The 20112-nt window shown below is 70.5% G+C and carries 17 protein-coding genes; 5 read left to right on the top strand and 12 right to left on the bottom strand.

The window, feature by feature from the left end:
• Positions 1 to 52 precede the first annotated feature (52 nt).
• On the top strand, positions 53 to 1546 hold the full coding sequence (locus H521_RS0117335; RefSeq protein ID WP_022894284.1) for an MFS transporter: 1494 nt from the start codon (positions 53 to 55) through the stop codon (positions 1544 to 1546).
• Between the two features lie 55 nt (positions 1547 to 1601).
• On the opposite strand, the gene H521_RS0117330 is transcribed toward H521_RS0117335, so the two are convergent.
• The 3 genes from H521_RS0117330 to H521_RS0117320 all read right to left on the bottom strand — a co-directional run bounded on the left by H521_RS0117330 (position 1602) and on the right by H521_RS0117320 (position 4538).
• Positions 1602 to 2291, bottom strand: coding sequence for a DNA alkylation repair protein (locus H521_RS0117330; RefSeq protein ID WP_022894283.1), 690 nt, complete (start codon positions 2289 to 2291; stop codon positions 1602 to 1604).
• 34 nt (positions 2292 to 2325) lie between these two features.
• Positions 2326 to 3774: an MFS transporter gene (locus tag H521_RS0117325; protein ID WP_022894282.1), complete on the bottom strand. Its 1449-nt coding sequence runs from the start codon at positions 3772 to 3774 to the stop codon at positions 2326 to 2328.
• 110 nt (positions 3775 to 3884) lie between these two features.
• Positions 3885 to 4538, bottom strand: a complete 654-nt coding sequence (locus H521_RS0117320) for an NADPH-dependent F420 reductase (RefSeq protein ID WP_022894281.1) — start codon at positions 4536 to 4538, stop codon at positions 3885 to 3887.
• Between the two features lie 190 nt (positions 4539 to 4728).
• On the opposite strand from H521_RS0117320, the gene H521_RS24085 reads away from it, so the two are divergent.
• Complete coding sequence (locus tag H521_RS24085; protein ID WP_022894279.1) at positions 4729 to 5859, top strand: LLM class flavin-dependent oxidoreductase; 1131 nt, start codon at positions 4729 to 4731, stop codon at positions 5857 to 5859.
• A 22-nt stretch (positions 5860 to 5881) separates the two neighbouring features.
• Here H521_RS24085 and H521_RS0117305 read toward each other — a convergent pair whose 3' ends face one another.
• The 8 genes from H521_RS0117305 to H521_RS0117270 form a co-directional block, all read right to left on the bottom strand.
• Complete coding sequence (locus tag H521_RS0117305; RefSeq protein ID WP_022894278.1) at positions 5882 to 7066, bottom strand: cation:proton antiporter; 1185 nt, start codon at positions 7064 to 7066, stop codon at positions 5882 to 5884.
• Positions 7067 to 7076: 10 nt separating this feature from the next.
• Complete coding sequence (locus H521_RS0117300) at positions 7077 to 7571, bottom strand: cation:proton antiporter regulatory subunit (RefSeq protein WP_022894277.1); 495 nt, start codon at positions 7569 to 7571, stop codon at positions 7077 to 7079.
• A gap of 44 nt (positions 7572 to 7615) precedes the next feature.
• Positions 7616 to 8497, bottom strand: coding sequence for an alanyl-tRNA editing protein (locus H521_RS0117295; RefSeq protein ID WP_022894276.1), 882 nt, complete (start codon positions 8495 to 8497; stop codon positions 7616 to 7618).
• Positions 8498 to 8502: 5 nt separating this feature from the next.
• Positions 8503 to 8679: a hypothetical protein gene (locus H521_RS25935; RefSeq protein ID WP_022894275.1), complete on the bottom strand. Its 177-nt coding sequence runs from the start codon at positions 8677 to 8679 to the stop codon at positions 8503 to 8505.
• A gap of 75 nt (positions 8680 to 8754) precedes the next feature.
• Positions 8755 to 9930, bottom strand: coding sequence for an acyl-CoA dehydrogenase family protein (locus tag H521_RS0117285; RefSeq protein ID WP_022894274.1), 1176 nt, complete (start codon positions 9928 to 9930; stop codon positions 8755 to 8757).
• Between the two features lie 9 nt (positions 9931 to 9939).
• A complete protein-coding gene (locus H521_RS24080) occupies positions 9940 to 10905 on the bottom strand; it encodes a DUF4349 domain-containing protein (RefSeq protein WP_022894273.1) in 966 nt (321 codons plus the stop codon).
• Positions 10906 to 11065: 160 nt separating this feature from the next.
• Positions 11066 to 11899: an aldo/keto reductase gene (locus H521_RS0117275; RefSeq protein WP_022894272.1), complete on the bottom strand. Its 834-nt coding sequence runs from the start codon at positions 11897 to 11899 to the stop codon at positions 11066 to 11068.
• 14 nt (positions 11900 to 11913) lie between these two features.
• Positions 11914 to 13122, bottom strand: a complete 1209-nt coding sequence (locus H521_RS0117270; protein ID WP_022894271.1) for an MFS transporter — start codon at positions 13120 to 13122, stop codon at positions 11914 to 11916.
• Positions 13123 to 13263: 141 nt separating this feature from the next.
• Here H521_RS0117270 and H521_RS0117265 point away from each other — a divergent pair, with 141 nt between their 5' ends.
• Genes H521_RS0117265 through H521_RS0117255 form a run of 3 tightly spaced genes read left to right on the top strand, consistent with a single transcriptional unit; the run spans position 13264 to position 15964 of the window.
• On the top strand, positions 13264 to 14157 hold the full coding sequence (locus H521_RS0117265) for an ABC transporter substrate-binding protein (protein WP_022894270.1): 894 nt from the start codon (positions 13264 to 13266) through the stop codon (positions 14155 to 14157).
• On the top strand, positions 14157 to 15152 hold the full coding sequence (locus H521_RS0117260; protein ID WP_022894269.1) for an amino acid ABC transporter permease: 996 nt from the start codon (positions 14157 to 14159) through the stop codon (positions 15150 to 15152). The genes H521_RS0117265 and H521_RS0117260 overlap by 1 nt, the downstream gene beginning before the upstream one ends.
• Positions 15153 to 15211: 59 nt before the next feature.
• Positions 15212 to 15964, top strand: coding sequence for an amino acid ABC transporter ATP-binding protein (locus tag H521_RS0117255; RefSeq protein ID WP_026482430.1), 753 nt, complete (start codon positions 15212 to 15214; stop codon positions 15962 to 15964).
• 45 nt (positions 15965 to 16009) lie between these two features.
• Here the strand turns inward: H521_RS0117255 and hrpA are convergent, their stop codons facing one another.
• Complete coding sequence (gene hrpA, locus H521_RS0117250; RefSeq protein ID WP_022894267.1) at positions 16010 to 20035, bottom strand: ATP-dependent RNA helicase HrpA; 4026 nt, start codon at positions 20033 to 20035, stop codon at positions 16010 to 16012.
• Positions 20036 to 20112 lie beyond the last annotated feature (77 nt).

Below are 20112 nucleotides of genomic sequence, written 5' to 3'. Positions count from 1 at the left end.
GATGCCGCGGCGTGCGCAGGCGGCCCACTCGGCCGGGCGTATGGTGGAACGGATGTCGCAAGCGCCTGAGACCCGGTCGATCACGCTGCCCGAAGGCCACCGATGGCGCGCCTACTGGGTGTGCGTGGCCGTGGCGGCGCTCACGATCCTCGACCTGTCGAAGGTCAACGTGGGCCTGCCCGCCATCGAAGACGCGTTCGGCGCCGGGTCGACCGAGCTGCAGCTGATCGTCGCCGGGTACGTGCTCACCTTCGGCCTGACGCTCGTGCCGGCCGGCCGCATCGGCGACCAGCGCTCGCGCAAGACGCTGTTCATCGTCGGCCTCAGCCTCTTCACCTTGACCAGCCTCGCCGCGGCGCTCGCGCCGAACGTCACGGTGCTGCTCATCGCGCGGCTGCTGCAGGGCGTGGCGGCCGGCATCCAGATGCCGCAAGTGCTCGGCATCATCCAAGAGCTCTTCACGGGCAAGGAGCGTGGCAAGGCGTTCGGCCTGTTCGGCGCCACGATCGGTCTCGCGACCGCCTTCGGCCCGACGCTCGGCGGACTCATGATCGCCATCGGCGGGCCGGCCGACGGCTGGCGCGGCATCTTCTGGATGAACGTACCGCTCGCGCTCGCCGCGATCGCGCTCGCGATCTGGCTGCTGCCCGAGACGCGGCATCCGTCGACGAAGCCCCTGTCGCTCGACCCGGTCGGGCTCGCCCTCTTCGGTCTCACCGTGATCTCGCTCATGTGGCCGTTCCTCTTCACGACCGGTGCGCCGACCGACAACCCTGCGCGCTGGTGGGTGCTCGTCGTGTTCGTGCTGGCGATCACCGCGTTCATCGCGTGGGAGCGGCGGTACGCGGCATCCGGCAAGCACCCGCTCGTTCCGCTCGGGCTGTTCGGCGTGAGCTCGTTCCGCAACGGCACCGCGCTCGCGAGCGTGTACTTCGCGGCGATGCCGTCGATGTTCCTGCTCACGACCCTCTACCTGCAGCACGGGCTGGGGCTCGAGGCCGTCTTCGCCGGCATGGTCGGCATCGGCTTCGCGCTCATGAGCGCCGTCGGCTCATGGGTCGGTGGCACGCTCGTGAACCGCATCGGTCGCCCGCTCGTCGTCTGGGGGCTCGTGCTGCTGCTCATCGGCATCGGCCTGCTCGTGCTGTTCGCCATCATCACCGCGCCCGAGGTCACGCCGTGGGCGATGGCGGGCGCCATGGTGATCGGCGGGGCGGGCGGCGGGCTCGTCGTCTCGCCGAACCAGACCCTCACCCTCATGGACATCCCCGTGAAGCAGGGCGGACTCGCCGGCTCGGTCGGCCAGCTCGGCCAGCGCATCGGCACTGCGATCGGCACGGCGGTCACGCTCTCGCTCTTCTACTCGACGATCTTCCGCGAGTCCGACGGCAAGCCCGACCTCACGGTCTACCACCACGCGTACGGCATCGCCATGCTCGCCGTCGCGGTGCTCGTGGCACTCGCCTTCGCGATCAGTGTGGCCGACCTCGGGTCGCGTCGCCGCAAGCGCAGCGCGCTCAGCGGAGAGCAGGCGGCAGCGGGCTGAGCCGCCCGGCCCGCCTGAGCCGCCTGGCCCGCCGCTGCGTACGGTGAGCGCGCACTCAGCGGATTGCGAGGATCCTCGCCCGCCCGGGCTTGTCGTAGTGCTCGATCGCGGCGCGCAGCGCGACTCGCGGCATCGTCGCCGCGTGAGCCTCCACGAAGGCGGTCAGCCGATCGCGGTCGATGTCGCCGGCGGCGCGGAGCACCCAGCCGAGCGCCTTCTGCACCAACGGTTCGGGGTCATCGGCGAGTGTTTCGGCGAGGCCGTAGGCGTCGTCGAGCTCGCCTCGGCGGAGGAAGGCGAAGGTCGCCACGAGGGCGGTGCGCCGCTCAGGCCAGAAGCCGGATGCCGCGAGCCGCGAGAGCGGAGCGCGATCGAGCAGGTAGACGCCGACCACGTCGCGCGCGGCGAGGTCGACGAGGTCCCACTGGTCGATGCGATCGTGCCGGCGCAGGTAGAGCTCGTAGAGTTCGGTACGCCTGCCCTCCGAGGTCTTGGGCCGCGCGGCGGACTTGCCCATGATGCTGCAGGCGAGGGCGCGAACCTCGTGCGTGGGCTGCTCGAGCAGCCGTTCGAGCTCGGTGGTCGGCAGGTCGATGGCGGCCTTCGCGAGTTCGAAGACGGCGCCCATGCGAACGCCGATGAACGGTGCATCGGCATCCGGCGCGAAGTACCTCGTGTACTTCTCGCGCTCGGCGTCGCTCGCGAGCGACTCGAGGGTCGTGATCAGCCCCGCGGCATCCGACATCGTCGCTCCCGTCTGCGCTCTGCGACTCGGAAGATCAGCGTACGGCGGCGGATGCCTCGGCGACAGGGGCATCCGAGAACGCGAGCCGCGGCACGAAGGCGAGCAGCACGGCCGCGACGGCCGCGGTGAGGCCGCAGACGAGCCAGACGGTGACGTAGCCGCCGAAGGCGCCGGCCGTGCCGGTCGCCGCCTCGCCGGCGGCGCCGAGCAATGCGATGCCGAAGACGCACGAGGCGATCGCGCCGCCGACGGTCTTCACCGAGTTCGTGAGGCCCGTTGCGACACCCGTCTGCGTGGGCGGGGCCGCCGCCGCGGCTGCGGCCGGCAGCGCCGCCACGAGGGCGCCCGAGCCGATGCCGGCGATCACCATGTTCGCGAGCACCTGCACGTAGCCGTCGTGGAAGGGGAGGAAGAGGAGGTAGCCGAGTGCGACGAGCGAGCTCGCACCGATGAGTGCGACCCGCGGCGTCACCCAGCGGGTGGCGAGCGGGAACAGCATCGCGCCGACGACGAGCGAGAGCACGTAGGCGCCGACGAGGATCGAGGTCTGCCCGGTCGTCGCGCTGAGGCCGAAGCCGTAGACCGAGGCATCCGTTCTGGCGAACGTCGACAGCGGGGCCTGGGCACCGAGCACGCTCACCCCGAAGAGGCCGGCCGTGAGGAAGACCGGCCAGAGCGTCGGCTGCCGGAACATGCGCACGTCGATGAGCGGGTCGGGGTGGCGCAGCTCGTAGCGCGAGAAGGGGATGACGAGCAGCACGCCGAGCACCACGAGTGCCCAGGAGAGCACGTCGGCAGGGCCGTTCAGCCGCATGAAGCTGAGGCCGCCCGTGAGTGAGAGGAGGGCGAGCGAGATGAGGATCAGGCCGCCCGTGTCGAGCGTGCCGCCGGTGAGGTCGGGCGACTCCTTCACGCCGAAGAGGATCACGAAGAAGCACGCCACCACGGCGATGGCCGGCACGAGCAGGAGGAGCTGCATCGGCAGCGCCTCGGCGAGTGCGCCGGCCGAGAGTGCGCCGGCGATCGCGCCGAGCTCGAGGGCGGCGACGAGCAGGCCGGCGGCCTTGCGGGTCATCGCCGCCGGGCGGTCGGCCGAGCGGCTGCGCGACCAGATGAGCGCGATCTCGAGCGGAAGCCAGACGACGTAGAAGCCCTGCAGTGCCCACGCCACGAGGAACACCCAGAACTGGTCGGTGAAGGCGAGGGCGACGGAGGCCACGGCCGTGACCGCCGTCGACCATACGAGCATGCGCTTGTGGCCGACCATGTCGCCGAGCTTCGCGAAGGCGGGCACGACGAGCGCCGAGAGCATGAGCTGCGAGCCCTCGAGCCAGTTGACGTCGGCGTCGTGGATGCCGAGGTGGCGGGCGATGTCGGTCAGCAGCGGTGTGTAGTAGCCCTGCAGGATGCCGCTCGTGAACTCGACGAACGCGAGGAACCCGACGATCGCGGCGACGGGTCCGAGTCTGGCGGCACGCAACATCGGGCTCCTTCGGATACGGGTGGACTCACCCTAGTGGGTCACCCGTCTCAGTCGGAAACACGTCTGGAAGTCCGCGCCGGCGGATGAACCCGTCGGCGCGATGCGGTTGCTCAGGCGGCGAGGTTGGCGGCCGGCGTCATGAGTGCGGCGAGCTCGCCCGCGGAGAGTTCGCGACCGAACGCCGGGTGGCCGGGCTCGAGCGTGACGCCGTGGCGGAGGTCGCCGCCGTCGACGGGGTCGAAGCCGAGGTCGTCGATGATCTCGGCGACCACGGCGCGGGCGTCGAGGTCGTCGCCCACGACGGCGAGCGCGCGACGCAACGGCGAGCCTGCGGCCATGCTGTCGTCTTCCATCTCGTGGTAGCCGAGGTGGTTGAGGGACTTGACGACGCGTGCGTGCGGGTTGCGGGCGGCGTTGATCTCGCTCGTGGTGCGCGGGTCGTCGTCGATCTCGGCGATGTTGCCGTCGACGGGTGGCCAGTAGTTCGTGGCGTCGACCACGATGCGGTCGTCGAACGCGTGCCACGGCACGGTGCCGGCCTTGCCGAACGGCACCGCAACGATGATGACGTCGGCTGTGCCGGCGAGCGCCTCGGGCGAGGTGACCTCGGCGCCAGGGGCGACGACGCGGACGAGCAGGTCGAGCGCGGTCTGGCGGGGGGAGCCCGCGATCAGCACGCGATGCCCGGATGCCACGAGCAGCCGGGCGAGGGCGGTGCCCACCTTGCCCGCTCCGTAGATTCCGATGACCGGTCGTTCCGTCACGCTTCGATTCTCCCATTCATCTGCGCATCCGCCTCGGCGCACTCGATCAATGCGTCGTCAGAGAACCGGAACGCGTACCGCGAAGCGGGCATTCCCGGCCGTGACCGTGCGACGCCGGGGGAATAGTCTCGACCTCACGAGGGTTCCGCCTTGTGCATGCACACGCATGGAAACGCGGAGAGGAATCAGGATGCCTGAGCGCTACGAATTCGGACTCGACACCTTCGGCGACGTGACGGTCGGACCCGACGGCGGCCCACTGCCGCACGCCCAGGTGCTGCGCAACGTCGTCGAGGAGGCCGTGCTCGCCGATCGCCTCGGCCTCGATTTCTTCGGCGTCGGCGAGCATCACCGTGCTGACTTCGCCGTGTCGGCGCCCGAGGTCGTGCTCGCGGCCATCGCCGGCCGCACCGAGCGCATCCACCTCGGTTCGGCCGTGACGGTGCTGAGCTCCGACGACCCCGTGCGGGTGTTCCAGCGCTTCGCGACGCTCGACGGCCTCTCGAACGGGCGTGCCGAAGTGATCCTCGGTCGGGGCTCCTTCACCGAGTCGTTCCCGCTCTTCGGCTTCGAGCTGAACCAGTATCAGGAGCTCTTCGAGGAGAAGCTCGCCCTCTTCGCCGGGTTGCTCCCGCAGCAGCCGGTGACCTGGGCGGGCAAGCTGCGCCCGCCGCTGACCGAGCAGAGCGTGTTCCCGCCCGTCGAGCACGGCCGGCTGAAGACGTGGATCGGTGTGGGCGGCAGCCCCGAATCCGTGGTGCGCGCTGCGCACTACGGCCTGCCGCTCGTGCTCGCCATCATCGGCGGCAGTCCGGCCCGCTTCGCGCCGCTCGCCGATCTGTACCGCCGTGCGCTCGAGCAGTTCGGCAACCCGCTGCAGCCGATCGCGGTGCACTCGCCCGGCTTCATCGCCGAGACCGACGCCGAGGCGCTCGACACGCTCTGGCCGCACTACGAGATCATCATCGGCCGCATCGGTCGAGAACGCGGCTGGGGTCCGGTGAGCCGTGAGCATTTCGAAGACGAGGCCGGACCGAACGGTGCGCTCTATGCGGGTTCGCCCGAGAACGTCGCGACGAAGATCGCCGCAGCGATGCGGGCCATCGGGGCCACGCGCTTCGATCTCAAGTATTCGAACGGCGGGCTGCCGCACGAGGTCATGATGCGCAGCATCGAGCTCTACGCGACCGAGGTCGTGCCGCGGGTGCGCGAGCTCCTCGCGGCGGCCGATGCCGAAGATGCCGAGCTCAGCGCGGTGGCCGACCTCGGCGCCGCCGATCGAGCGGATGCCGCGGCAGCCGCCGATCTCCCGCGCGACTGATCTCGACCGGCCACCGGCCGCCTCAGGCGACCGTGGCCGCCGTACGCCGTCTGCGCACGGCCGCTCGGAACCAGGCCGCCTCGGGCAGACGCGCGAGGAAGGTGCCCGCGATGATCGTGATGAGCACGTAGGCCGTGGCGAGCGGCGCGAGCTGCGGCGCGACTCCCGCCCCGACCGCGAGCCCGGCGATGACGATCGAGAACTCCCCGCGGGGAGCGAGGGTGAACCCGGCGCGCCACTGGCCGAGGGTGCCGACGCCGGCGCGGCGCGCAGCGTAAGCGCCCGTGATGAGCTTCGTGATGATCGTCACGAGGGCGAGTGCGAGGGCGGCGGGCAGCATCGACACCAGGGCCGACGAGTCGGTCGTGAGGCCGAAGAACACGAAGAAGATCGCGGCGAAGAGGTCGCGCAGGGGAGTGAGCACCTGGCTCGCGTTCACCGCCACGCGGCCTGACAGCGCGATGCCCACGAGGAAGGCGCCGACCGCGGCCGACACGCTCACCTCGGCTGCGATGCCGGCGACGAGCATCGTGAGGCCGAGCACCCCGAGCAGCAGCGGCTCGGGGTGCTCGGCTGGGAAGAGACGCGACACGATGTGACCGTGGCGTAGCGCGATGTAGAGGATCACCGAGACGACGCCCACGGCGATCGCCACGGCCACGGCGCCCTGCCACAGGCTCACGCCCACGACGAGCGCCGAGAGCACGGGCAGGTAGAAGGCCATCGCGAGGTCTTCCATCACGAGGAGCGCGAGGATCGACGGCGTCTCGCGGTTCGAGAGCCGGCCGAGGTCGCGGAGCAGCTTCGCGATCACACCCGAGGAGGAGACCCACGTGACGCCCGCGAGCGCGACGGCGGCGACCGGCCCCCAACCGAGCAGCAGCGCGAGCGCGGCACCCGGCAGCGCGTTCAGGGCGGCGTCGACGAGCCCGGCCGTGCGAGAGGATTTGAGGCTCGCGAAGAGCTCGGCGGCCGTGTACTCGAGGCCGAGCAGCGCGAGCAGCAGGATCACGCCGATCTCGGCGCCCGTCTCGAAGAACTCCTCGCTGGCATCGAGCGCGATCAGGCCGCCCTCACCGAACGCGAGGCCGAGCACGAGGTAGAACGGGATCGGCGAGATGCCGATGACGAGCGCGAGGCGCCCGAGCAGGCTCATTCCGAGAAGCAGCGCGCCGACTTCGATGAGGAGCAGCGTGGTCTCGTGCATTCGCGCGGCCTCAGTCGGGGCCGTTGGCGAGCAGGCGGGCTACTCCGTCGAGTCCTTCACGTGTGCCGACGACGACGATGACGTCACCCGCGCGCAGCGTCTCTGCCGGCGTGGGGGAGGGGATGATGGCGCCATCGCGAACGATGGCGACGATCGAGGCGTGCGTGCGGGTGCGGGCCTTCGTCGCCCCGAGAGTGCGGTTCAGGTACGGCGAGTCCGTCGGCAGCGCGATCTGCTCGGTGTAGAGTCCGGCGGTCTCGTCGCTCAGGCTCGTGAGCCGGCTGAGCATGACCGAGGCGCCGAGCACGTCGGCGAGTGCAGCGGCCTCGTCGTCGTTCAGCGGAATCGAGTCGCGGCAGGCATCGGGGTCGTCCTGGTCGAAGAGGCCCAGGTCGCGCTCGCCGTCCCGATGCGACACGACGCTGATGCGGCGCCCGCTCTCGGTGACGAGGTCGTGCCGAATGCCGATGCCTGGCAGATCGACCTTCTCGATGCGAATTCCCACGTCGCCATCGTAACCCCGCGCGGGGGTGTGCCGGCCCGGCGCGCTCAGCGGTGTGGTTCGACGCGCGTGCGCATGGTCAGTACGGGGGTTCCGCCGTCTTCGCCCGCCTCGAACTCGACCCGCACGGCGCCGAGCTCGGCGAGCGAGCCGACGTGCGTGCCGCCGCAGGGGATGCGCGCCGTGCCGCCGGGCAGCTCGGCCACCCAGTACCGGCGGTCGGTGAGCCCGGTGCCGTCGCGATCGATGTGCACCGTCGTGCCCGCCGTCGCCCAGTCGGTGATCGTGGCGGTGACGGATGCCGCGAGCTCGCCGAGCACGTCGGCGCTTACCGCAGCGGTGTCGAACCCGGCGCGGCGCAGTGACTTGTTCAGCCGGTACACATCGACCGAGGAGTCGGGTGCGATGCGGCTGGAGGCGATCGCGATGCCGTCGAAGTCGGGAGCGCCGAGCGCGTCTTCGCGGGCGGGCTTCGACCAGTGCCCGGCGAGTGCGGCGTTCAGCGCCAACGACGCTGCATGGCACGCGGTGTGGCCGATCGAGAGGGCGCGTCGAGCCGCGGCATCCGCTCGCACCGTCACCTCGTCGCCCTCGGCGATCGCGGCATCGCCGGCGACGAGGTGTGCGACGAGGAACGCCCAGCCCTCGGTGCCCTTGCGAACGGGGATGTCGCCACCGAGCAGCAGCTCGGTGCCGTCGGTCGCGGCCAGCACGGCGTCGACGATCGGCACGACGCCGTGCGCGGTCTCGATGACGCCTGCGTCGGCCGGCTGGTCGGGCCACACGGCGTCGACCGGGTGGAAGCTCGACTGCTCGGTGACGATCGCGAGGAGCGATTCACCGGCCGGCGCCGTGTGCAGCACCACGGTCGTGGCGTCGAGGGCGCCGTCGGGGTAGGTGACGACGGTGTCGTGCGAGGGCAGCGTCATACGGCTCAGACGCCGTCGCTGCGGCCGAGCACGTGGAACGGGATGCCGAGCGAGAGCGCGACGCTCATGATGCCGCCGAAGAAGATCGGGGCCTGGAACTCGGTCAGTTCGGGCGCGGTGCCCATGAGCCACATGCCGAAGACGAAGAGCCCCAGCGAGATGAGGAAAGCGACGACGTTCACAACGACCTCCAGTGTTCCGGTGGCGGTCCGCGCCGCCCGGTCGAGTCTACCGTTCGGCCGGCGAGCGGCCCGGGCTCACGACTCGATCGGGCCGAGCCACGCGTTGGCGACGGTCGCGTGGGCCGACTCGTCGTCTGATGGGTGGAAGATGCCCGCGAGCACGTCGCGGTAGAGGCGGCCGAGCTCGGAGCCCGCGAAGTAGGTCGAGCCGCCTGACACCCGCACGGCCTGGTCGACGACGTGCTTGGCGGTCTCGGTGGCGCGCACCTTGACGCCGACGAGCTTCGCGAACCAGAACGCGCCGTGGTCGACGAGCCCGTCGAGGTCGCGGGCGATCGCGAGCAACTGCGGTTCGATCGCCTCTTGGGCGAGCGCGGCATCGGCGATGCGCCAGCGGATGTCGGGGTCTTGCGAGAGCGGTGCGCCATCGCGCTTCATCGAGGTGCGACGGTGCGCCGCGGCGACCGCCAGCTGCAGCGCACGGTCGCCGATGCCGGCGTAGACCGATGCGAGCAGCAGCTCGAAGTTCGCGAAGATGCCGAAGATGAGCGGGTCGGCGTTCGGCCCGGGGTCGAGCCGGCGCACGATGCGGTCGTCGGCGGCGAAGGCGCCGTCGAGCACGGTCGTGCGGCTCTGGCTCGCCCGCATGCCCATCGTGTCCCAGTCGTCGAGCGTGCGAACGTCGGGGTCGTCGCGGTCGATGAAGCCGTAGACGATCTTCGGTGCGTCCTCCGACGTGGTGTCGAGCCCCATCGTGCCGAGCCTGGTCCACGCGGGCGAGAGCGACGTGAAGATCTTGCGCCCCGTGTAGCGGTAGCCGCCGCCCGGCTGCGGCTCGGCGTTCGTGCGCGAGCCGAACAGCATGAGGTCGTTGCCGGCCTCGCTGATGCCGAAGCCGAAGATCTCGCCCGCGCCTGCCTCGCGCAGCACGAAGTCGAGCGAGTCGTCGCCGCGGTCGCGGAGCACCTTCGCGACGCCGGTCCAGACGAGGTGCATGTTGACGGCCAGCGCGGTCGCCGGAGCCGCGCTCGCGAGACGCATCTGGCCCTGCACGGCATCGGTGAGGCTCCAGCCGAGGCCGCCGAGTTCGGCCGGCACGAGCGCCGTCAGGTAGCCGGCCTCTCGCAGTTCGGCGAGGTCCTCGTCGAAGAACGCGTTGTCGCGGTCGTAGCCGGCCGCCCGCTCGCGGATGCGCTCGAGCAGTTCGTCGTCCAGCAGGGTCTCGGGTGTCGGCGGCTGTGGCGTACTCACGCCGCCAGACTACGCCTCGGGGGTGCCTCCGGGCGGGGGCGACGAAGGGGTCGCGGCGTTGCCGTACTGCGCAGCCGGCGGCGCGGATGCCGCGGCATCCGTGCGCCTCGCTCGACGCGTGCGCGACGAGCCGACGACGACCGCCACGACGATCGCGGCGATCACGAGCGCCGACAGCAACCACGGCAGCATCACGCCGAACGCCACGCCGAGCCAGCCGGCGAAGGCGGCGAGCGCTCCCCAGCCGGCGAGGAGTCCGCTCCAGAAGTCGTCTGGCGCGGCGTCGGGTGCGACCTCCTCGGTGACGAGGTCGAGCGTGATCGTCGAGAGGTCGACCTGGTCGACGAGCTGGTCGCGCTGCTGGGTGAGGCTGTCGAGTTCGGCCTGCCGCGTGGTGAGCTCGGACTCGATCGCGATGAGGTCGGCGATCGAGGTCGCGGTGGCGAGCAGCTCGCGCAGGCGATCGACCGACGCCGTGAGCGCCGCGATGCGGGCGTCGAGGTCTTGGCGCTGCTGCGTGACGTCGGAGGCGTTCATCGACACCGAGTTCACGGTGCCGAGTTCGCGAAGCTCGTCGATGACCGCGTCGAGCTCGTCGGCGGGAATCCGCATCGTGAGCGACGCACTCGGCGGCTGGGTGTCGGTCGCCGGGGTCTCGTTGCGGCTGTCGATGCGTCCGCCCGACTGTTCGGCGATGTCGGCCGCCGCCTCGGCGCTCTCGATGGGGTCGTCGACCGTGACCGAGATCCAGCCGGTGGTGATGACGCTTCGTTCCGAGTCGGCGTCGGCCGCGAACGGGGTGCCTTCGGCGGCGGCGTCGCCGCCCTCGGCCGACTGCGGCGCCTCGGGCGCGACCTCGCGGGTCGCCATGCCGGGCTCGCTCGACGAGGCGCCGTTTCCGGCCGTGCATCCCGCGAGCAGAAGGGCGGTGATCGCGGCCGCTGCTGCTGCCGCCGGTGCGATGCGTCGTCTCATGCGCTCACTGTATTCCGCAGGCGGAACCCGATGTCTGGTACCCGGCTGGGAGTCGGATCACGATCGGATTGCGCTTGGCTGTGAGTCTCCGAACGCCCACAACGTTCCCGAGGCTCGGTCCGTTCAGCGCAGTCCGGGGCGGCTCGGTTCGATGCCCGACTCAGTCGTCGTCGGGATCGCGCCCCGTGCGTTCCCCGGTCTCGAGGGTCGCGATGGCGGCGAGGTCGTCGGCGTCGAGCTCGAAGCCGAAGACGTCGAGGTTCTGGCGGATGCGCTCGGCCGATGACGCCTTCGGAATCACGACGTTGCCGAGTTGCACGTGCCAGCGCAGCACGATCTGCGCCGGCGTGCGCCGGTGCTTCGCTGCCAGGTCGTCGAGCAGCGGCGTGCCGAGCACCCGGCCGCGCGCGAGCGGCGACCAAGCCTCGGTTCGGATGCCTCGTGCCGCGTGGAACTCGCGAAGCGCCGTCTGCGGCAGCCACGGGTGCAGCTCCACCTGGTTGACGACGGGTGCCTCGCCGGTCTCGTCGATCAGCCGCTCGATGTGGTGGGCGTGGAAGTTGGAGACGCCGACGGAGCGCACCCGACCCTCGTCGCGCAGGCGAACGAGCGCCCGCCAGGTGTCGACGTAGCGATCGGTCGACGGCACCGGCCAGTGGATCAGGTACAGGTCGAGTCGGTCGAGGGCGAGCAGGCGCATCGACTCGTCGAACGCCCGCAGCGCTGAGTCGAAGCCGTTGTCGTCCTTCCAGACCTTGCTCGTCACGAAGAGCTCGTCGCGGGGCAGGCTCGAGGCTCGCACGGCCTCGCCGACCTCGCGCTCGTTGCCGTAGAAGGCAGCTGTGTCGAGGTGCCGGTACCCGGCGGCGATCGCGTCGAGGCTGAGCCTCGCGGCGTCCGTCGTCGGCACCTTGTAGAGGCCGTACCCGAGCTGCGGGATGAACGAGCCATCGGCGAGTGGCAGGTGCGGGGCGGCGGGCGACTGGTGCGACATGTACGGTTCCCCGGTCAGCTCGGCTGCATCGGCACGGGTTCGGTGTCGGGAATGGGGCTCGCGTCGCGACCCCGAAGGTCGGGATGCCATCGCCGCGCGAGCACGGGCACGATGAAGCCGAGCAGCGCGAGCCCGGCGGCGGCCCAGAACGCGCCCTGCGGGCCCGAGCTGTCGATCAGGAAGCCGGCGAGCGCCGATCCGAGTGCCGCGCCGATGAGCTGCCCGGTGCCGACCCATCCGTACGCCTCTGCCGTGTCGGAGAACTTCACGCTCGCCGACACGATCGCGAAGAGCACGGCGAGCGCCGGGGCGATGCCGATGCCGGCGATGAAGAGGGTGGCCGAGAGCCACCAGAAGTCCATGAGGCCGGCGGCGAGGGCCGTGCCCGCGAACACGATGAACATGCGTCGCGCGGTCGACCAGGGGCCGATCGGCACGTGCCCGAGGAAGAGGCCGCCCGCGAGCGAACCCGCCGCGAAGATGGCGAGCACGATGCCCGCTTCGGCGCCGTCGTGGCCGAACACGGCGACGACGCCGGCCTCGATCGCCGCGCACGCGCCGATGAGCAGGAAGCCGACGACCGTCGCGAGCAGCACCGGTGGGCGCCCGAGCACCACGCCGAAGCGTCGTTTCGAGCGCGGGATGCGCACTCGACCGAGTTCGGGCGAGGAGATGAACCAGATGCCGCCGCCGACCATCAGCACTGCGGCGAGCAGGATGGCCCAGACCGTGCCGATCTGCACCGCGACGAACGTCGTGACCACGGGCCCGACCACCCAGATGATCTCTTGCGCCGAGGCGTCGAGCGAGAAGAGCGGCGTGAGCTGGCGGGAGTTCACCATTTTCGGATAGATCGTGCGCACCGCCGGCTGCACCGGTGGGTTGGCGAGTCCGGCGACGAGGCCGACCGTCATGTAGAGGGGAACCGTCAACGGCACCACACCGATCGTGATGACCGCCGCGACGCAGATGACGAGCGTGGTGATGAGCACGCGACGCATGCCGAATCGGCCCATCAGCCGGCTCGTCATCGGGCCGGCGACCGCCTGCCCGATCGACGTCGCGGCGAGCACGAGCCCCGCGGCGCCGTACGAACCGGTCTGCTGCTCGACGTGCAGCAGGAAGGCGAGCGAGAGCATGCCCGACGGGAAGCGCGCGGTCAGCTGGGCGGCGATGATGCGAGCGACGCCCGAGGTTCTGAGCAGATCGGAGTAGCTTCCCACGGTGCAATCACTCTATCGAGGCACCGATCGTGATCTCGGCGCCGGATCCAGCGCGCCGCCGGTGACATAAGCTCTCTGTGTAACGGCGCCGGAGCCCGAGTCTTCGTCGTCGATCACCATCGCAACGACAGAGGTTCTCACATGCACTCCCGACGCCTGTTCATTCCCGCCGCGGCCGCCGCGGCGATCTTCCTCCTCACCGGCTGTGTCGACAACACCACCGGTGGCGACGAGCCGAACACCGACTCCTCGGCCCCCACGATCGCGGTCGACGAGGCCGCTGCGGCCCTGCTGCCCGCCGAGATCGCCGAATCCGGCACGCTCGTGGTCGGCACCGACGCCGCCTACCCGCCGAACGAGTACAAAGACGACGCCGGCAACCCGATCGGGTGGGATGTCGACCTCGTCGACGCCCTCGGCGCCAAGCTCGGCCTCGAGGTCGAGTACGAGATCGCGAGCTTCGACAAGATCATCCCGTCGATCACTGGCGGCACGATGGACATGGGCATGTCGAGCTTCACCGACAACGCCGAACGCCAGCAGCAGGTCGACTTCGTCGACTACTACGAAGCCGGCATCCTCTGGGCGGCACCCGCCGGCGCGACCGTCGACCCCGACGACGCGTGCGGGCTGAAGGTCGCCGTGCAGGCCACGACCTACGAGCACACCGACGAACTGCCCGCGAAGAGCCAGGCGTGCACCGACGCGGGCAAGCCCGCGATCGAGATCACGCCGTTCGACACGCAGGATGCCGCGGCGAACGCGGTGGTGCTCGGGCAGGCCGACGCCATGAGCGCCGACTCCCCGGTCACCGGTTACGCGATCGCGCAGACCGACGGCAAGCTCGAGGCGGCCGGCGACGTGTTCGACTCCGCGCCGTACGGCTTCCCGGTGGCGAAGGGCTCCGAGCTCGCCGCGGCCGTCCAGGCGGCCATGCAGTCGCTCATCGACGACGGCACCTACGGCGACATCCTCGCCGAGTGGGGCGTCGAGTCGGGCGCCGTCGACACGATCGAGATCAACGCGGGCACCTGATGAGCGACGCGTCCTCCGGCCGGGCGACGAGGCCCGCGCCGGCGGGCGGCCCCGGTGCCGCCCCGGTTCCGACGAAGGTCGTGCGGTTGCGGCATCCGTGGCGCATCGTCGTCGCCGTGCTGCTGCTCGCCGTCGTCGCCGTCTTCGTCATCGATGCCGCACAACGCGAGGCCTTCGACTGGCCGACCGTCGGCAAGTACGTCTTCGACCAGCGCGTCTCGCAGGCGGCGGGGTTCACCCTGCTGCTCACCGTGCTCTCCATGGTCATCGGCGTCGTGCTCGGAGTCATCCTGGCGGTCATGCGGCAGTCGCCGAACCCGGTGCTGAAAACCGTGGCCTGGGTCTGGCTGTGGATCTTCCGCGGCACCCCGGTCTACGTGCAGCTCGTGTTCTGGGGGCTGCTGTCGACCATCTACACGTCGATCGACCTCGGCGTGCCGTTCATGGAGCCGTGGGTCTCATACCCGACCACGGCTCTGCTGAACACCTTCTGGCTCGCCGTCATCGGCCTCGCGCTCAACGAATCGGCGTACATGGCCGAGATCGTGCGCGCCGGCCTGCTCTCGGTCGACCCCGGCCAGAGCGAGGCGGCGACCGCGCTCGGCATGGGCTGGGGCACGACGATGCGCCGTGTCGTGCTGCCGCAGGCGATGCGGGTGATCATCCCGCCGACCGGCAACGAGGTCATCTCGATGCTGAAGACGACCTCGCTCGTCACCGCGGTGCCGTTCACGCTCGAGCTCTACACCCGCACGCGCGACATCTCGGCCGCGATCTTCGCGCCGGTCCCGCTCCTGATCGTCGCCTCGATCTGGTATCTCGCGATCACCTCGGTGCTCATGGTCGGGCAGTACTTCCTCGAGAAGCGCTTCGCGCGCGGTGTCGGCGCGCGGCCCGATACCGGCCCCGGCCCGGTCACCGGCGCGATGGGCGCCGTCGACGCCGGCATCGCCGAGGCCTCGATCGCTGCAAAGCACGGAGGAGACGCCCGATGAGCGAACAGACGACGGCGTCCGCTGGTGCGGGCGCGGCGGCTGCGCAGACCCCGACGCCGATGGTGCTCGCCGAGCATGTGTCGAAGAGCTTCGGCTCCAACGAGGTGCTGAAAGACATCTCGCTCGAGGTGAAGCGCGGCGAGGTGCTCTGCCTCGTCGGCCCCTCGGGGTCGGGCAAGTCCACGTTCCTTCGCTGCATCAACCACCTCGAGCAGGTCTCGTCGGGTCGGCTCTCGGTCGACGGCTCCCTCGTCGGGTACCGCGAGGTCGGCGACCGGCTGCACGAGATGCACCCGAAGGATGCCGCGAAGCAGCGCCGCGACATCGGTATGGTGTTCCAGCGCTTCAACCTGTTCCCGCACATGACGGCGCTCGAGAACGTCATGGAGGCGCCGACCCAGGTCAAGGGCGTCTCGAAGTCGAAGGCCAGGGCTCGCGCGCACGAGCTGCTCGCACGGGTCGGCCTCGCCGAGCGCGCCGACTACTACCCGGCCCACCTCTCCGGAGGGCAGCAGCAGCGGGTCGCGATCGCGCGAGCGCTCGCCATGGACCCGAAGCTCATGCTCTTCGACGAGCCCACCTCGGCGCTCGACCCCGAGCTCGTCGGCGAGGTGCTCGACGTCATGAAGGGGCTCGCGAAGAGCGGCATGACGATGATCGTCGTGACGCACGAGATGGGCTTCGCTCGAGAGGTCGCCGACACGCTCGTCTTCATGGACGGCGGAGTGGTCGTCGAGACGGGGGACCCGGGCGAGGTGCTCGCGAACCCGCAGCACGAGCGCACGAAGGCGTTCCTCTCGAAGGTGCTGTAGCGGGGCGCCGTCGGTCGACGAGTCCAGCGCTCGTCGACCGGCGGGCTACGCGAGCAGCTTCGCGATGCGCTGCAGTGACACGCTCTCGGCGGCCCGCAGCTCCTGCGCGAAGAGGCTGATGCGCAGCTCCTCGATGAGCCAGCGCGCCCGCACCACGTTCGCCGGGGCATCCGTCGCGAGGGGAATCGTGCCGCCGGCGTCGTTGAGTCGAGCAAGGGCCGTCTGCACCTCGTTCATCCACACCCGGTCGCGACCGGGATTGTCGGCGAGCTTGCCGACGCGCACGGTGACGCCCTCGAGGTAGCGCGGCACGTGCCGCAGGCGTTCGAGTCCGGTGCGCGCGACGAAGCCCGGGAACACGAGGCCGGCGAGCTGCTCCTTCGCGTCGCTCAGGGCGGGCAGCAGCGCCATGCTCGTGGCCGACTTCACGGCTTTCTCGGCGGCGCGCAGCGCCGTCAGTGTGCGGGCGACGAGGCCGACGGTCTCGAACATGGTGTCCATCACGACGCCCGAGACGCGGTCGCGCACCGTGTCGAACTCGACCTTCGTGAAGAGCATGCCGTCGTCTTTCACCCGGTAGAGCACGTCGTTGACGCACGCGATGAGGCAGTCGGCGAAGAGCGCGGTCGTGCTCGCGTACGGACTCGTGGCGAGCACGAGCTTCTCGGTGCCGGTCAAGTGCTGCTGCACGTAGTTCACCGGTGACGGCGTCGCGAGCATCAGCAACCGACGGATGCCGCCGGGCATCGCCCGCGCCTGCTCCTCTGGCGTGGCGAGCAGCCGGATGCTGACGCTTGCGCCGTCGTCGATGAGCGCGGGGTACGCGCGAACGCGATTACCGCCGACGGTGGTGTCGACGAACCGCGGCAGTTCCGCGAAGTCCCAGCTGGTCAGGCCGGTGCGCTCGATGCCCGCGCCCGGTGCCTCGCCGGCCGCGGCGATAGTGCCGGGAGTGACGCCGCCGGGACCCTCGACGGCTCGTGGCCCGCGATGCCCGCGCTCGCCGCCGGCCGGCCGAGCGAACGTGTCGGCGACCGCGTCGCGAGCGCGCTCCGACAATTGCGACTGCAGCGCCCGCAGGTCCTTGCCGACGGCGAGCTGCTTGCCGCGCCCGTCGACCACGCGGAACGACATCACGAGGTGCGGCGGCACCCGGTCCATCGCGAAATCCGCGCCCGTCACCGGGGTGTGGGTGAGTCGCTTGATCGCCGCGGCGACCTCGTCGGCGAATGACATGCCGGCCGGGGCATCGGTCTCGCCCAGTTCGTCGACGATCTTCGCCGCCCAGTCGCCGGCGGGCACGACGTTTCGGCGGATCACCTTGGGCAGCGCCTTGATCATCGCCGTCACGAGATCGGTGCGCAGTCCTGGCACCTGCCGGTCGAACCCCTCTGGGCGAAGCCGCGCGAGCAGCACGAGCGGCACCTGCACGGTCACGCCGTCGTCGGCCGCGCCCGGCTCGAAGCGATAGCGCAGCGCGAGTGTCTGGTCGTCCTGGCGCCAGTTCGGCGGGAAGGCGTCTTCGTCGATGACCGGCGCGTCGTCGGGGGCGAGTGCGTCGGCGGTCATCGTGAGCAGGGCGGGCGACTCCTGCTTCGCCCCGCGCCACCAGGTCTCGAAGAGCCGCGTCGAGGTGACGTCGGCGGGAATGCGCGACGCGTAGAAGTCGAAGACGGCCTCGTCATCGAAGAGGATGTCGCGGCGACGACTGCGCTCCTCGACGGCCTCGAGCTCGGCGCGCAGCTTGCGGTTCGCGCGGTCGAAGTCGAAGAGCCGGTCGCGGCGGATGTCGTTCGGCCAATCGCCCTCGACGAGCGCGTGCCGGATGAAGAGCTCCCGGGCGTACGACTGGTCGATGCGCGCGAGCTGGATGCGCCGGCGCGCGACGATCGGCACGCCGTAGAGGGTCACCTTCTCGTAGGCGACGGCGGCGCCCTGCCGCTTCTCCCAATGGGGCTCGCTGTGGCTGCGCTTGACGAGCGATCCGGCGAGCGGCTCGGCCCACGCCGGGTCGATCGCGGCATTCATGCGAGCGAAGAGCCGGCTCGTCTCGACGAGCTCGGCGCTCATGATCGCGTCGGGCTGCTTCTTCGCGAGCGTCGAACCGGGGAAGATCAGGAAGCGCGACTGCCTGGCGCCGAGGTATTCGCCCTTGGGCTTGCGGCCGCCGGATGCCGCGCCGCCGCGTGTGGTCGACGGCTGCGTGCTCGCCGGGGCATCCTTCAGGCCGATGTGGCTGAGCAGTCCGGCGAGGAGCGACTTGTGGATGCGGTCGGCGTCGGGCGCGGGGCCGTCACCGGAGCCACCGCCTTGCACCGTCAACCCGAGCGGCTTGGCCAGTTGGCGGAGCTGCCGATAGACGTCGTTCCACTCGCGCACGCGCAGGTAGTTCAGGAACTCGTCGCGGCACATACGGCGGAACGCACTCGAACCGAGTTCGCGCTGCTGCGTCTCGAGGTGGTTCCAGAGGTTCAGCAGGGTGATGAAGTCGCTCGTGGGGTCGGCGAAGCGCGCGTGACGCTCGTCGGCCTGCTGCCGTCGCTCGAGCGGCCGCTCGCGAGGGTCTTGGATGGTGAGGCCGGCGACGATCGCGAGCACCTCGCGGCTCACGTCGTGCTGCTTGGACTCCACGACCATGCGCCCGAAGCGCGGGTCGATCGGCAGTTTCGCGAGGGCGCGGCCGACCTTCGTCAGGCGCGGCTCCGCCCCGGAACCACCCTTCCCCCCGCTCCCTGAGCCTGACGAAGCGTCGACCGCACCGAGTTCGCGCAGCAGCTCGACACCGTCCTTCACGCCGCGGGCGTCGGGGGGCGTGAGGAACGGGAACGCCTCGATGTCACCGAGACCGAGCGAGATCATCTGCAGGATGACGGCTGCGAGGTTGGTGCGCAGCACCTCGGGCTCGGTGAACTCGGGGCGGCGCGCGAAGTCCTCTTCGGAGTACAGGCGAATGGCGATGCCATCGCTCGTGCGACCCGAGCGGCCCGAGCGCTGGTTCGCCGACGCCTGCGAGATCGCCTCGATCGGCAGGCGCTGCACCTTGGAGCGCACCGAGTACCGGCTGATGCGCGCGGTGCCCGCGTCGATCACGTATTTGATGCCGGGCACCGTGAGACTCGTCTCGGCGACGTTCGTCGCGAGCACGACCCGGCGGCGCACGCCGGCGACCGTCGACGGCTGGAACACGCGGTGCTGGTCGGCGGAAGAGAGCCGGCCGTAGAGCGGCAGCACCTCGGTGACGGATGCCCCGCGGCCGGCGTAGTGCCCCCGCACCGCCTCTTCCGCATCGCGGATCTCGTTCTCACCCGAGAGGAAGACCAGCACGTCGCCTCGCGACTCTCGATCGAGTTCGTCGAGCGCCTCGATGATGCCCTGCAGGTAGTCCTTGTCGTCGCCCCTGCCCGCCGAGGCCGGCGACGCCTCGTCGTCGGGATCGTCGGTGTCGGCCCCCTCCGCCACGAGCGGGCGGTACCTGATCTCGACGGGGTAGGTTCGCCCCGACACCTCGACGATCGGTGCCGGGCTGCCCGCGCCACCATCGGTAGGCACTGTCGCGAAGTGCCGCGCGAAGCTCTCGGGGTCGATCGTCGCGCTCGTGACGATGACCTTCAGGTCGGGGCGCTTCGGCAGGAGCTGCTTGAGGTAGCCGAGCAGGAAGTCGATGTTGAGGCTGCGCTCGTGGGCCTCGTCGATGATGATCGTGTCGTACCGGCGCAGCATCCGGTCGTGGTGCATCTCGTTCAGCAGGATGCCGTCGGTCATCAGCTTGATGCGCGTCGATGCGCTCGCCTTGTCGGTGAACCGCACCTGGTAGCCGACGACGCCGCCGACCTCTTCGCCGAGCTCTTCGGCGATGCGCTCGGCGATCGTGCGGGCGGCGAGCCGTCTCGGCTGGGTGTGCCCGATCGACTCGCGACCGAGCTCGAGGCAGATCTTCGGCAGCTGGGTCGTCTTGCCCGAGCCGGTCGCGCCGGCGATGATGACGACCTGGTTCTCGCTGATGGCGCGCGCGATCTCCTCACGCTGCCGGGAGACGGGCAGCTCGGCGGGGTAGGTGATCGCAGCAAGCACAGCCCTCCATCGTATGCGGCGCGAGCGGGCTCGTGGGAGAACTCCCTCTGAGCCCTGCAGTATCAGCATGCGGCGCG

This window comes from Agromyces subbeticus DSM 16689 (assembly GCF_000421565.1).
Classification (GTDB): domain Bacteria; phylum Actinomycetota; class Actinomycetes; order Actinomycetales; family Microbacteriaceae; genus Agromyces; species Agromyces subbeticus.
This window is presented reverse-complemented; position numbering and strand designations above follow the sequence as displayed.